The organism is Chitinophaga sp. Ak27 (genome assembly GCF_012726295.1).
Lineage (GTDB): Bacteria > Bacteroidota > Bacteroidia > Chitinophagales > Chitinophagaceae > Chitinophaga.
In genome coordinates, this window is the sequence record NZ_JABAOB010000001.1 from 871,372 (window position 1) to 884,934 (window position 13,563).

The window sequence follows — 13,563 nt, forward strand, 5'->3', positions numbered from 1 at the left end:
CTGATGATAAAAGTTATTGATAAGATCCGGGAAAGCATTGCAGTGAAAGAAGCCATCTGCCAGGATGAGCGGTTGCTTAATACCATCAAACTGGTAGCAGATACCATCACACACAGCCTGCAAACCGATCACAAAGTACTCTTCTGTGGCAATGGTGGCAGCGCTGCAGATGCGCAACACTTGGCCGCCGAATTTTCCGGCCGCTTTTATAAAGACCGTCAGCCTTTATATGCAGAAGCATTGCACTGCAATACTTCCTATTTAACGGCAGTGGGTAACGACTATGGATACGACCAGGTATATGCCCGCATTCTCAGGGGAATAGGCCGCCCGGGCGATGTGCTCGTCGGCATTTCTACTTCGGGCAATTCTGCTAACATCCTGGAAGCGATTAAAGTGGCTAAGGAACAGGGAATGATCGTAGTGAGCATGACCGGCAGCACCGGCGGCAAAATGAAGGACAACAGCGATTACCTGATAAATATTCCTTCCACCGACACGCCCCGCATCCAGGAAGCACATATCACCGTAGGACATATCATTTGCGAAATAGTGGAAACCAACCTGTTTGGAGAATGACCCAGGAATGTATTGTCCTCGCCGGAGGCTTAGGCACCCGCCTGCGTAGCGTAGTAGCCAACAAACCCAAGTGCATGGCTCCCCTCGGAGCACATCCGTTTTTATATTACCTGTTGCAATACCTGCACCGTCAGGGTATTACCCATGCGGTTTTGTCCCTCGGTTACCTGTCGGAGCAAGTGATTGACTGGTGCAATAGTATGGAGCTACCGCTTCGTGTATCCTTTACCGTTGAACCGGAGCCCCTGGGTACCGGTGGAGGCATAATACACGCCCTGCCCGCGATTACCGGTGAGGAAGTATTCATCGTAAACGGGGATACTTACTTCGATGTAAACCTGGCTGCATTGTACCAGTTTCACCAGGCGCAACAGTCGCCTTTGTCGCTGGCATTGAAGCCTATGCAGCAATTCGACCGCTACGGCAGCATTGAGTTAGATGCACAGCAAAAGATCACCGCTTTTCATGAAAAACAATATTGTGAAAACGGGTTAATCAATGGCGGTATTTACCTCACCAATAAGCACTTTCTAAAAAGCCTCGCTTTACCGGAAAAATTTTCCTTTGAGAAAGAAGTGCTGGAACCGGGCGTGGCTGCGGGACAACTATACGGATTTGTCAGCGATACTTATTTCATCGATATTGGTATCCCGGAAGATTATGAAACGGCAAAAAAATACCTGGTAACTGCTAAACACTGATATGACTTTATTCCTCGACAGAGACGGCGTTGTAAATGATGAAATCAGGGATGGCTACGTATTGCGCCCAGACATGTTCCACTTCAGTGCAGGCGTACTAACAGCCATGCCTATACTGGCTAAACATTTCAGCCGCATTATCCTGGTTACCAACCAACGTTGTATTGGCCGGGGACTATTGACAATAGCCGGCTTGCAGGATATTCATGCCCTCATGCTCCGGGAAATCGAAGCGCACCAGGGCAGGATTGATAAAATTTATTTCTGCCCGGATGTAGATAGCAATAGCCCTTGCCGCAAACCTGCTACCGGTATGGGCTTGCAGGCAAAACAGGACTTCCCGGATATCGACTTCCACCAGGCGGTGATGGTAGGCAATACCCTCAGCGATATGCAGTTTGGAAAAAGCCTGGACATGAAAACAGTTTTCATTCCCTCTACCCGCCCCGAAGTCCCCTTTCCGCATCCACTCATCGACCAACGATACGAAAACCTGTTGCAGTTTGCACAATCTGTACAATAATTCCCTTTCTGAACCGTATAATAGATATGGCAAAAAAATCACTCCTGTCAATTATCCTGCTCCTTACCGGCTTACTAACCTATGCACAGCAACCAGATGCTGCCGGCTTAAAACAGCTGAAACGCGACCAGGATACCCTGCAGGCACTGAGCCAGGAAATCTTTAGCGGTAAAGGCGACGATGGCCGGGCCAGGGCCACAGATGAGTTTATTCCTCTCCTGGTGCGGGCATTGAAAACAAAATATTCTTTCCGTTTCCGGTTCGATTCCCTGAAAACAGTATCTATCCAGTATCCGCAGGATAGTACCTTCCGGATCTTTACCTGGGCACTTGAGCACGAAAACGGCTTCTACAGGCATTTTGGCGCCATCCAGCTGAATACACCCGATGGAACACTTAAACTGTTTCCACTATTTGATGCGTCTGATTTTATGACTAATACCGATACCATTACCAACAATAAGTCCTGGTACGGTTGCCTGTATTACAATATCATCCACCGTCATTACTTCAACCAGGAGTTTTATACGCTCTTTGGCTGGGATGCCAATAACCCGCGCAGCCAAAAGAAAATAATTGAAATGCTGACCTTTAAAAACGGCGCGCCGGTATTCGGCGGCCCCTACTTCAGCTTTGCAGAAGATAGCGCCCCTAAGCCGGTCAGAAATCGTTTTATCATAGAATATAAAAAGGAAAGCACAGCGACGCTGAACTACAATAAAGACCTGGATATGATCGTATTTGATCACCTGATATCCGAAACCAATGAACCCGGGAAGAAATATACTTACGTATCTGACATGGACTACGAGGGTTTTAAATGGGCGGCCGGCAAATGGATGCATGTCGACAAGATCTTCCATGACGCCATTCCACTGGGTAAAGGCGCTCCTACCCCTCTGCCGCTGGACCAGAAAAAGAAAAGTATGACCCAGCCCAAAAGTGCAGAGGATTATTTCGAACAGCCAACGCCGAAGAAACCAGCTCCGAAAAAGAAACAATAAACCGCCTATCCATCTCTTAAAAAAATAATTTATAAAAGAACAGTCATTCGTTTATATTTGCATTTAAAAGAGCGAACATTCATTTATTATCTATTGAAACATGCAATTAAATCACCTCAACCTCAGCGTGCAGGATGTGCCGGCAACACGCGCTTTATTCGAAACGTACTTCGATTTTACCTGTACAGACCCTAAACCCAACGATGCGCTTTCTGTTTTGAAAGGCCCCGATAACTTTGTACTGGTGTTGATGCACCAGCGTTTTAATGAGAAAGGGAATCATACTTACCCGGATTCTTTTCACATAGGGTTTTACCTGGACAGCCAGGCTGCTGTGAACCAGATGCACGAACGCCTGCTACAGGGCGGCATCGCGGCAACACAAACGCCACAGTTCATGCGCAAGACCTATGGGTTCTATTTTTCATTTGATACATTTTTGATAGAAGTCACTACACCTGTCAACGATTAAAAGCACTTTTATGCAACCCGACATTACTCACAAACTTCCCATTGGCTGGTACCTGAAAGAAGCCGACAGCCTGATCACCGCCTTCACCAACGCTGCTTTTGAAAGACACGGCATTAACCGGTTTCACTGGCAGGTACTGAAAAGCATCGACAAACACGGAAAAATCAGCAAGCAACTATACTATCACATGGTCGACAAATTCCTGACTGTTGAAGAACTCGATGAGGTGATGGCTGCACTGGTGGCCCGGGAATGGCTGGAACAAGCGGAAGACCTGTATAGGTTTACAGAAAAAGGGAAAACCGCTTACGCGGAGATAGCAGCATTACAGGAAGAAAACAGGAAAAAAGTACTGGAAGGAACTACCGTGGAAGAATACCTGGCTACTATCCGTTTCCTGGAAACGATAATCACCAATATGGGAGGTAAAATTTAAAAAGAATCAAGGCCGGAAGCAAATGCTCCCGGCCTTGATCATAGTTGTTATAGTCCATCATTCCAATTGGGATTCTGTGTCAAATTCCTGTTCAACGTGCGTTCCTGTATGGGTACAGGATACAGGTAATCCCTTGTTTCGTTGAAGGTTTTACTGATATTCCGGTTCACAACAATAGAGCCTCCCGAAGCACCATTTTCCAGGTCTATTTCTGATCCCAGTTTCAGGTAAGCCGGTCCTTTAGGTCCCGTTGGCTTGGTTCCTTCGTAAATCACGATATCCACTTTGCCATCATTATCTAGGTCAAATGAACCGGTACCCGGGAAATACATGCCTTTAAACTGTTTGGTAAGCATAGTCCCTTCTTTCCAGCGACAGATATCATTCCAGCGGAAATTTTCCATCAGCAGTTCTATACGGCGCTCACGACGGATCTCCAGGAGAACACCGCTAATATTTTTATTGCTGTAACGGGCAGCCTCATACGGATCAGGATGGGCGTTAGCGGTGGCTACATCCAGACCAGGCATACCTACCCGGTTACGTAATAATTTGATAGTTTGATCAATATCAGCCTGGGTTAGCTGTCCCAATTCTGCTTTCGCTTCAGCATAGTTGAGTAATACTTCTGCATATCGAAACACCGGCATATCATTATCGTTCTTCACATAAGAATCCTGCGATTCATCCGTCACATATTTGATCACCTGGTAACCTGTAACCGCAGCGCCAAAATCTGGTACCAACTTATTGGTGTTTCCAATACGGGTATAACCAGGTGTACGAATAGACTGCGCCAACCTTGGATCGCGGCCCTGGCACTCCTGGAAAAATTGCATTTTATCATATCCCGGCTGATCCGTAAAACGGGTACCATCCTTCATCAGGTAACTGTTTACCAAACTTTTCTCCAGCCCCGGTTGTCCGTAGGACGCAGTAATCGTATAGTAGTTGGCGTTATGATACAATTGCAATCCTGCGCTATACTTCCTGCTTAAAATAATTTCATCCGTGTTAGCATTCTTCGTGGCAAACAAATCGCGGTAGGCTACGTCCGGACTGCTGGTAAAAATACGATACTGTCCGCCGGCCATTAGCTGTGCAGCAGCATCTGCGGCAGCCTGCAGGAATTTATTTTCATCTGGTAAATTGAATTCCTTATGATACTTGCGGAAAGTGCCTTCAAACAAACCGATACGTGCTTTCAAAGCCAGGGCGGTCCATTTAGTCACCAGCTCATTGCTCTTGATGCCATCCAATGACACAATTGCCGAATCGATATCAGCCATTACAGAATCCATCACCAGCTTACGCGGGTCCCGCGCTTTCTGTAGCAGCGCCTGGTCGTTTACATCCAACGGAGTAGTGTACCAGGGTACATCTCCAAACTTTTTAACCATCTCAAAATAAAACCAGGCGCGGAAAAATTTAGCGGCGCCTACATACTTGCGCGTGGTAGCGTAGGGCAACACCTTATTGCAATTGACCAGGAAATAGTTGATTTTTCTCAGCTCTGTCCAGGTCCATCCTCCGCCGGTTACCGGCACCTGGCGTTTGCCGGTGAGAAACTCCGAAGTACTGGATTTTACCACGTTGTCCATGTCTTCGTTGTAGATCCCTTCCGCATCCGGCACCATCGTATACATGGAGTTGATATACAACCGTAAATCTTTTTCTGTTTTAAAGAAATTATCGGGAGAAATTTTCGCCAGCGGGTCTCTGTCCATGAATTTATTACAGGAGCCGATCATCAATCCCAGCAAGCATATGATAAGTAAGTTGATTTGTTTCATCGTCATTTCTTTTTCGTTGATAAACATTAAAAACTGATATCCAAACCGGCAGAAAAGGTTTTGCTAAAAGGATATACACGGCCATTCACGTCGGTTTTTACCAGGTTAGGATCGGTGGTCAGCTGCTCTGGATCCAGGTACCTGCTTTTCAACTTGGTGAAAGTGAGCAGGTTTTCGCCACTCAGGTAAATGCGGCAACGGGTAAGCTTAATGCGCTTCAGCAAAGTCTCTGGCAGGGTATAACCTACTATCACGCTTTTCAAACGGATATAAGCCAGGTCCTGCATGTATTTATCGTTGTTTTCTTTTAATGATCCATTATCGTTCAGTGCGATATATCCTCTCAACCGCGGGAAATAACTATTGGGATTTTCAGGGCTCCATAGTTTATCAGCAAAATCTGTCGGGATAAAAGACATGTAAGGACGGGAGAAGGGCCCCCAGAACTTATCTGCGTTGGCGCCGGGATACCAATTCTGATGGCCCACGCCCTGGAAGAAGAAACTGAAATCAATACCGTTCCAGTCTGCACCACCCCGGATACCGAATGTATAGCGAGGCAAGGAATTACCTACTATTTTTTGGTCGCCATGATCTTCCAATGTATTCTTTCCTTTGTTGATAATACCGTCGCCATTGAGGTCTACGAACTTGAGGTCACCTGCACGGAGTTTACCCCATTCACCGGGAGCAGAGAAAATGTTATTTCCTACCTGTGTCTGGTCTACTTTCCAGTCGGCCGCTTCTTTGTCTGATTGGAAATATCCGGCAATGCTATAGCCCCAGATATCTCCTAAACGCTGACCTGTATAATAATCGCTGAGAATTTTATTGGGGTTATCGAAGCGGGTAATTTCCGCTTTAAAGTCAGCTACGTTAAACCCAACATTATAAGTAAACGCCTTGCCGGCCACCTTTAGTGAATTACGCCAGTCCACGTTCACTTCCCAACCTTTAGATCTCAGGTCTGCCGCATTTTCCCTGGGCTCTGAAGCACCAAAAACACCGGGCAAAGTCATCCCTTTGGTCAGCATATCTTTGGTATTACGCACATACCAGTCGAACGTTACATTCAGCCTGTTGCGCAGGTAGCTCATATCCACCCCAAAGTTGGTAGAGTTTACCTTTTCCCAGGTAAGGCTGGGAGAAATAGGCGCCGGGAGGCTTACATACTGCGTACGTTTGCCTTCGGTGATATAACTTAAGGTACCCATTCCCATGATCGGGATATAAGGGTAGTTGTTGTTGCGTACGTCCTGGTTGCCCAATGCACCATAAGACGCCCGCCATTTGATATCGTTGATTACGTTCTTCACCGGCGCAAAAAATGCTTCCTCGCTCATACGCCATCCGGCAGATACCGAAGGGAAGAAACCAAAGCGACGGTTGGATGGGAAACGGGAAGAACCATCATAGCGGCCGTTGAATTCCACCAGGTACTTATCGGCGTAGCTATAGGCGGCACGGCCGAAAGCGCCGAGCAGTGCCAGTTCTTGCCTGTCGCTGTTTACGGTGGCATCACCGGTACCCAGCGCCACTTCATTCAAATCTTCTGATAACACATCCTTCCGCTGGGAATACAGCATACGATATCGCTGTAATTCCCCATTCACCCCGGCAGTAAGACTAAGGGAATGTTTGCCAAAACGTTTATTATAATTGCCATACAGGTTTACTACCTGGTTGGTCCAGTTATCGTCTTGTTGCCACAGATCGTCATTATTCACATAACTGATGACGCCCGGAAAAATAGACCAGGGGGAGGCTGTCTGCCGGTGATAGCTGTTACCGTTAATTACAGTCAGTGAGTAGTTGGCATTAATATTAAACTCAGGTGTAATTTTAAAGACGGCGCCAACGGTATTAATCAATTCCGTTTGTTTGGTAGCTCCCTTGCTTTTGCCATGCAGCAGATCGGCGTATATACCATCGCCAATGGTATAGTTATTCAGCTCTGTACGATAGGTAGCAGTACCGTCGGGATTTACGGGTACATATGATGGTAACGCATGCACGCTTACAGAAACAAAGTTTCCGTTAACTGAGCTGCCTGGATATGTATAGTCGTTGGCGTTAAACTGGGTGTTGCTGGTTAAAGTCAACCAGGGCTTTACTTCTGCTTCCAGCTTCGCCCGGAAGTTATAGGAATTATATACGTCCTGTGAAATACGCATCATCCCTTTTTTCTGATATACTCTGCCTGATACCAGGTAGTTGATTTTATCGGATCCACCGCTTACATTCAGGCTATGCTCCAGTGATGGCAGCTCATCGCGGAACATCGTATGCCACCAGTCGGTGTTTCCGTAGTATATGTACATATCTTTACCCTTGCGGTTCTGTATAACTACAGAAGGTAAGGTGGGATCTGTCTTTCTTTTCAGAAGCTCCGCATAGTCTTCATCGGTATAACCGGTGTAGGTTTTTCCCAGAGTAATTTTAAATGCCTCATCATTCAGCATAGCAGCATCATAGCCACTGGTAATAAAATTGGTGCTGGCAGTAGGCGTAGCCCAGCCGTAGTTAGTGCCGTAGTTGATCTGCATCTTGCCGGACTTTCCTTTCCTGGTAGTCACTAATATCACACCAAAGGCGCCACGGGCGCCATATATGGCTGCGGAGGAAGCGTCCTTTAATACCGATACTGATTCAATATCCCGGGGATTTACAGTATTGATGTTAGCAGGAATACCATCTATGAGTACCAGCGGAGCGCCACCGGAGATGGAGGTAAAGCCGCGTATATTCAGTGATGCGCTGCCACCGGGGCGGCCGTCACCAAAATTAATGTTGAGGTTAGGGATAGCACCCTGCAGGGCTTGTCCGAGGTTAGCGATAGGACGGCTTTCAATGGCGCTGGCATCGATCTGGCTTACGGCGCCGGTAAGGTTTACTTTCTTCTGGGTACCGTAACCTACCACCACCAGCTCATTGATGCGGGCATTGCTGCTCTTCAGGGCGATGGTCAGAAAGGTATTATTGGAAACAATTACTTCTCTTGTTTCGTAGCCTACATACGATATCACCAGCACGTCGCCTGCCTTTACAGAAGCCAGCGTAAAACCACCTTCCGCGTTTGTAACATTGCCGCGTTTGGTACCTTTTAGCGAAACTGTTACGCCTGGCAACGGTGTTTTACTGCCTTCATCTATCACCTTTCCATGCAGGCCAAACTCCTGTTCATCTTTATGATAAATTACCAACAGGTCATTTACCTCGCGGTATGCCAGCGTGGTAGGCGCCAGCAGGGAGTCCAGCAGGGCATCTGCAGGGCGTACCCTTGTATCCAGCGAATCCATGTAGTAATTGTCGGCCTCTTTTGCATCATAAACCAGGCGCAGGTGCGTTTGACGTGCAATCTGCTGTAAGATACGGTTAAGGTTAGTGCCGGTTACTTTAAGAGACACATTCTTTTTGAGAGACTGCCCCTCCAGGCTTTTGGCCCACAAAGACAAGCTTGCCACGGCAAGGCAGGTTGTCAGTAAACTTAGGCGCATAAGATAACGGATTGTAGAATTGCTTGCTACATTTTTCATAAATTTGAACAGTTTTTATGTTGAATTAAAAACACGCTGCCTCATCCGGTAATTAGCGTTACGGAAGGATTAGTCAGCAAAACAAGTGACCGGTTATGTTAGCGCATAGCCGGTTTTTTATTTATTAATTAATAGATGAAAAATTCATTGTTCTTCTTTTTGTAAGACAAACGATGTACAAGGCATATAGCGTCCAATACTTCAGTGATAGTATGACTCCTGGTAAAGTTGCCCGAAACACGGCATTGTTGCGTCGCGGGTGTGCCCAGCCGGATGCGGACGTGGTAACGGTTTTCTAATGCTTCTACCACTTCTTTCATGGTATTCTGATGAAATACCAGCACGCCATCATACCAGGAAGTAATGATATCTGCGGGCTGGGAAAAGGCACGTACACTGTTATGAGCGGCATTAATTTCGATGCCCTGCTCCGGTGTCAGGAGCCGGGTACTGTCTGCTATAGATAACCCGGTGGCTACCTGTACCTTCCCAGTTTTCACTATCACTTTGATAGATCTAACGTTATCGAATATACGAATATTAAAGGAAGTACCTAATACAGTCGTCCTGGTTTTCGCAGCATGCACAATAAACGGATGGGCAGCCAGCTGCTTTACCTGGAAAAAGGCCTCTCCGCGTTCCATATATATTTCTCGTATTGCATGATCAAATGGAATAGTATAATACAGGCTGCTGGCACGATTTAGCAGCACAATAGAACTGTCGGGCAGCATCACTCTCCTGACAGCATCGGTAGCCACTACCCTCACGCGGTAAATGGTAACCGGCGCCGGTGTACTTACTGATACCACGGGCGGTCTGGTACGGGTGAACATACGTCCCCAATAGAATAACGCTCCTACACTGATGGCTACCATCAGTACTGCCGCTATGCGCTGCAGCCAGGATAATAACCGTCGTTCCTTTATTTCCGGGTATGCGGCATCGGATGCAGACTCCCCTGCTTCGGTTCCCAGGGCATAGCCATTCTGCACTCTCAGATGCTGGAGCATATCCACCCCGATTTCTGATAACTCATCGGCAGTCAGGTCTACCGGGCTATCCTCCGTAGCCGCCAGCCAGGCTTCAATCATCGCCTGGTCTACAGCACTGGCCTCTCCTTTCAGATAACGTTCAACAATATTTTTAAATTCAGATGTACTCATGCTATAGTGAAGCATCTTAAACCTGAAGGTAGTACCATTCCAATATGTTAACTAAATGTTAAGGAAATAAAAAACACAGGGAAAGAGTACGGGGATAACGGTCGCTTCTTTTAAATGCTGACGCAGTCGCAGTAAGGCTTTGGAAAGCTGGTTTTTTACGGTTTGCTCAGATAAAGATAATTCCTCGGCTATAATGGCAATGGGTTTATGTTGATGCCGGCTTAATAGATAGATCTCTTTCATTTTAGCCGGTAAATGATCAATGGCGATAGTCAACGCATGCTGCAGTTCCTTTTCATTCAACATGTCAATAGTAGCCGCTTCTACTGGCATCAATGCCATTTCCTCGCTACCCGATGTTTTCTTCGACTGTGCTATTTTTCGCAGTAGCTCATACCGGACTGCGGTGAAAAGATAAGTACGCAGGGAAGCTGTTAACTGCAACGTATTTCTTCGCTTCCATAAATTGATAAATACATCCTGTACCGCATCTTTCGATTCGTCCTTATTTTTCAGCCGCTTATAGGCAAAAAGAAAAAGCGGTTGCCAATACCTGTTATACAATACCTCATAAGCGGCGCCATTATCAGCGGCGATCAATTGTAACAGTTCAGTTTCGGCTAAGTTCTCGTATTTCATCCCAACAATAAAAATATGGACAGGTGCAAATTAAACATCCATATTAAGATACTGTTTTATTTAATTGTTAAGGGGAAAAAAAACGAGAAAAAGCGGAAAGCGGAAAGTATAAAGCAAAAAGCCATCGTAGCGAATGAACGATGGCTTTTTGCTTTTTGCTTTATGCTTTCCTTCTAAAATAATTCCCCTTGTCCTCCGCTTGCCGGTCCTTCTTCATTAGGATCCGGGTCTTCATCTTCCGACAACAATTCTGCACTTATGAGGTCATCGCCGGCAATCCTCGTACCTACTGTTTTCCAGCCGGTTACTTCCACAAATTCGGACAGGTCTATTTCTTCCTCTTCCGGGCTGCGCTTTTTACCTGTTTTCAGCAATACAACCGGTTGAGTATGGGTCGTTACCATCTCCAGGTAGTTAGCAGCACCCTCCTTGATGAACAGGAATTTGTTGTTCAACGTCTGCGTTTCAATACGGAAACGTTTTACATTGAATTGCTTTTTGTCAGCATCAAAATAGATGGCGGTGACCGTTTTCTCCGGGTTGAATTTCTCAATATACACGACATCGTTAGACTCGTAACGGTTCGTGAGATCATAATTGGTTAACTCATAAGTACCATTCTTAAACGCCACAAATATTTTGTCGTCACCTTCAAAGGCGCCTATATATACGCCGCGCTCCTCAGTATTTAAACGGCCAGTTTCGGTATCATACCAGATCTTCTGCCCGGCAAGTGTTGATACGCCTTTTTCCTTAAACTTCACCCCGCGGATAGGATATTTGGTCACTACATTTCCCATGGAGCTACGGCCTTTGATGGCAATCTGCTCAAAGAAAAGGTCAAATTCCTTGTTACGGGCGCTACAGTTCGGACTCAGCTTGATAGTCACCACTTCTGCTTCACCATTCGGATTAGCGGAGAAGTAATGCACCTTGGAGTTTTTCTCTCCTTTATGTGCCAGTTCATACTCCTTATCGCGGGTTACACCCGTTACATTAAAGCGCTTCGCATAGCTGACGCCCGTTTTACCTTCCACATAGATCATGTTGTAGGTAGTACGTTCGTCATTCTTGCGGAAGATATCTACGTGGATAATATCCTTACCCACAAAAGTTTTATCAGCTACTTTTGTCACCAGCATCTTACCATCACGGCGGAATACAATGATATTATCCAGGTCGGAACAATCGGCTACAAACTCATCTTTCTTCAGGGAAGTACCAATAAATCCATCTGCCCGGTTCACATATATCTTGGTATTGGCAATGGCCACCTGCGCTACCTGGATGGTGTCGAAGGTTTTAATGAGTGTTTTACGCTCCCGGCCTTTACCATATTTCTTCAACAGGTTATCATAATAAGCCACAGTATAATCAACCAGGTTGGCTAAATGATGCTTCACCTCTTTAATATCTGCCTCAATACCTTTGATCTGCTCATTAAGTTCATTGATATCCAGGCGATAAATACGGCGTACAGGTTTCTCCGTTAATTTCACAATATCCTCGCGGGTAATTTCGCGTTTCAATTGCTTCTTATACGGATTAAATCCTTTATCGATTGCGGTGAGTACAGCTTCCCAATCCTTATGCTTTTGCTCCAGTTCCTTATAGATCCCTTTTTCAAAGAAGATCTTCTCCAGGGATGTATAATGCCATTTTTCCTGCAGCTCCGCCAATTTGATTTCCAGTTCCTGCTTCAGCAGCTCTTTGGTATAATCTACGGAAGCCCTCAACAGGTCAGACGCCGTGAGGAACTGCGGTTTATCGTTGACAATAACACAGGCATTCGGAGAAATAGAAATTTCACAATCCGTAAAGGCATAGAGCGCATCGATTGTAATATCCGGTGAAATACCAGGCGCCAGCTGCACTTCAATTTCCACATCAGCAGCGGTATTATCCACTACTTTCTTGATCTTGATTTTACCGCTGTCGTTTGCTTTTACGATAGACTCCATCAGCTGGGTGGTGGTGATCCCATGCGGTACATCCTTTATCAGCAGGGTCTTTTTATCCTTTTCTTCAATATGCGCACGTACCCTTACTTTTCCACCACGTTTACCATCGTTATAGTTGGCAATATCTATCATACCACCCGTAGTAAAATCGGGATACAGCTCAAATTTCCGGCCCCTCAGGTACTTCACAGCCGCTTCTATCAGCTCGCAGAAGTTATGCGGTAATATTTTGGTAGACAACCCTACGGCGATACCTTCTGCACCCTGTGCCAACAGCAGCGGGAACTTCATTGGTAATGCCAATGGTTCGTTTTTACGGCCATCGTAGCTCAGTTGCCAGGAAGTGGTTTTAGCATTAAAAGCTACATCCAGGGCAAACTTCGACAGGCGGGCCTCGATATACCTCGCGGCAGCAGCGTCATCACCGGTTCTAACGTCCCCCCAGTTACCCTGGGTTTCGATGAGCAGGTCTTTCTGACCCAGGTTTACAATAGCATCACTGATAGAAGCATCCCCATGCGGGTGATACTGCATCGTTTGCCCGATGACGTTGGCCACTTTATTAAAACGGCCATCATCCATTTCTTTCATGGCATGCAGGATACGACGCTGTACAGGCTTCAACCCATCTTCCACGCTGGGCACGGCCCGCTCCAGGATTACATAGGAAGCGTAATCCAGGAACCAGCTCTCATACATGCCTCCCACGTGGATGACATTGTGCAGAGATTCGTCTGATGTTTTATTTTCCAT

Annotated in this window: 11 protein-coding genes; 6 read left to right on the forward strand and 5 right to left on the reverse strand. The window is 46.2% G+C overall.

From position 1 onward, the window contains the following. The first annotated feature begins 3 nt into the window (after positions 1-3). From HGH90_RS03430 to HGH90_RS03455, 6 genes are all read left to right on the forward strand, one after another. Positions 4-579: an SIS domain-containing protein gene (locus HGH90_RS03430; protein WP_168763606.1), complete on the forward strand. Its 576-nt coding sequence runs from the start codon at positions 4-6 to the stop codon at positions 577-579. Continuing rightward, positions 576-1,280, forward strand: a complete 705-nt coding sequence (locus tag HGH90_RS03435) for a nucleotidyltransferase family protein (RefSeq protein WP_169190410.1) — start codon at positions 576-578, stop codon at positions 1,278-1,280. Before HGH90_RS03430 ends, HGH90_RS03435 begins: the two co-directional genes overlap by 4 nt. A gap of 1 nt (position 1,281) precedes the next feature. Then, positions 1,282-1,803, forward strand: a complete 522-nt coding sequence (locus tag HGH90_RS03440) for a D-glycero-alpha-D-manno-heptose-1,7-bisphosphate 7-phosphatase (RefSeq protein ID WP_168763608.1) — start codon at positions 1,282-1,284, stop codon at positions 1,801-1,803. 26 nt (positions 1,804-1,829) lie between these two features. Continuing rightward, entirely contained in the window at positions 1,830-2,807 is a 978-nt protein-coding gene (locus HGH90_RS03445) for a hypothetical protein (protein ID WP_168763609.1), read from the forward strand. 100 nt (positions 2,808-2,907) lie between these two features. After that, on the forward strand, positions 2,908-3,279 hold the full coding sequence (locus tag HGH90_RS03450) for a VOC family protein (RefSeq protein WP_168763610.1): 372 nt from the start codon (positions 2,908-2,910) through the stop codon (positions 3,277-3,279). Positions 3,280-3,289: 10 nt separating this feature from the next. Next, positions 3,290-3,715, forward strand: a complete 426-nt coding sequence (locus tag HGH90_RS03455) for a MarR family winged helix-turn-helix transcriptional regulator (protein WP_169190411.1) — start codon at positions 3,290-3,292, stop codon at positions 3,713-3,715. 47 nt (positions 3,716-3,762) lie between these two features. Here HGH90_RS03455 and HGH90_RS03460 read toward each other — a convergent pair whose 3' ends face one another. From HGH90_RS03460 to HGH90_RS03480, 5 genes are all read right to left on the reverse strand, one after another. Next, a complete protein-coding gene (locus HGH90_RS03460) occupies positions 3,763-5,508 on the reverse strand; it encodes a RagB/SusD family nutrient uptake outer membrane protein (protein WP_168763612.1) in 1,746 nt (581 codons plus the stop codon). A gap of 26 nt (positions 5,509-5,534) precedes the next feature. Next, positions 5,535-9,005 carry a SusC/RagA family TonB-linked outer membrane protein gene (locus HGH90_RS03465; protein ID WP_211092936.1) on the reverse strand — a complete coding sequence of 1,157 codons (3,471 nt, stop codon included), beginning with the start codon at positions 9,003-9,005 and terminating at the stop codon, positions 5,535-5,537. 167 nt (positions 9,006-9,172) lie between these two features. Continuing rightward, entirely contained in the window at positions 9,173-10,210 is a 1,038-nt protein-coding gene (locus HGH90_RS03470) for a FecR family protein (RefSeq protein WP_169190412.1), read from the reverse strand. A gap of 51 nt (positions 10,211-10,261) precedes the next feature. Next, positions 10,262-10,849: an RNA polymerase sigma factor gene (locus HGH90_RS03475; RefSeq protein ID WP_168763615.1), complete on the reverse strand. Its 588-nt coding sequence runs from the start codon at positions 10,847-10,849 to the stop codon at positions 10,262-10,264. A 173-nt stretch (positions 10,850-11,022) separates the two neighbouring features. Continuing rightward, entirely contained in the window at positions 11,023-13,563 is a 2,541-nt protein-coding gene (locus HGH90_RS03480) for a DNA gyrase/topoisomerase IV subunit A (RefSeq protein WP_248276961.1), read from the reverse strand.

Excerpts from the sequence above, each read along its gene's own strand:
- HGH90_RS03455 (WP_169190411.1), top strand. The coding sequence starts at position 3,290 with ATGCAACCCGACATTACTCACAAACTTCCCATTGGCTGGTACCTGAAA.
- HGH90_RS03470 (WP_169190412.1), bottom strand. The coding sequence starts at position 10,210 with ATGAGTACATCTGAATTTAAAAATATTGTTGAACGTTATCTGAAAGGA.
- HGH90_RS03440 (WP_168763608.1), top strand. The coding sequence starts at position 1,282 with ATGACTTTATTCCTCGACAGAGACGGCGTTGTAAATGATGAAATCAGG.
- HGH90_RS03430 (WP_168763606.1), top strand. The coding sequence starts at position 4 with ATGATAAAAGTTATTGATAAGATCCGGGAAAGCATTGCAGTGAAAGAA.
- HGH90_RS03445 (WP_168763609.1), top strand. The coding sequence starts at position 1,830 with ATGGCAAAAAAATCACTCCTGTCAATTATCCTGCTCCTTACCGGCTTA.
- HGH90_RS03475 (WP_168763615.1), bottom strand. The coding sequence starts at position 10,849 with ATGAAATACGAGAACTTAGCCGAAACTGAACTGTTACAATTGATCGCC.
- HGH90_RS03465 (WP_211092936.1), bottom strand. The coding sequence starts at position 9,005 with ATGCGCCTAAGTTTACTGACAACCTGCCTTGCCGTGGCAAGCTTGTCT.
- HGH90_RS03450 (WP_168763610.1), top strand. The coding sequence starts at position 2,908 with ATGCAATTAAATCACCTCAACCTCAGCGTGCAGGATGTGCCGGCAACA.
- HGH90_RS03480 (WP_248276961.1), bottom strand. The coding sequence starts at position 13,563 with ATGGAAAATAAAACATCAGACGAATCTCTGCACAATGTCATCCACGTG.
- HGH90_RS03460 (WP_168763612.1), bottom strand. The coding sequence starts at position 5,508 with ATGAAACAAATCAACTTACTTATCATATGCTTGCTGGGATTGATGATC.
- HGH90_RS03435 (WP_169190410.1), top strand. The coding sequence starts at position 576 with ATGACCCAGGAATGTATTGTCCTCGCCGGAGGCTTAGGCACCCGCCTG.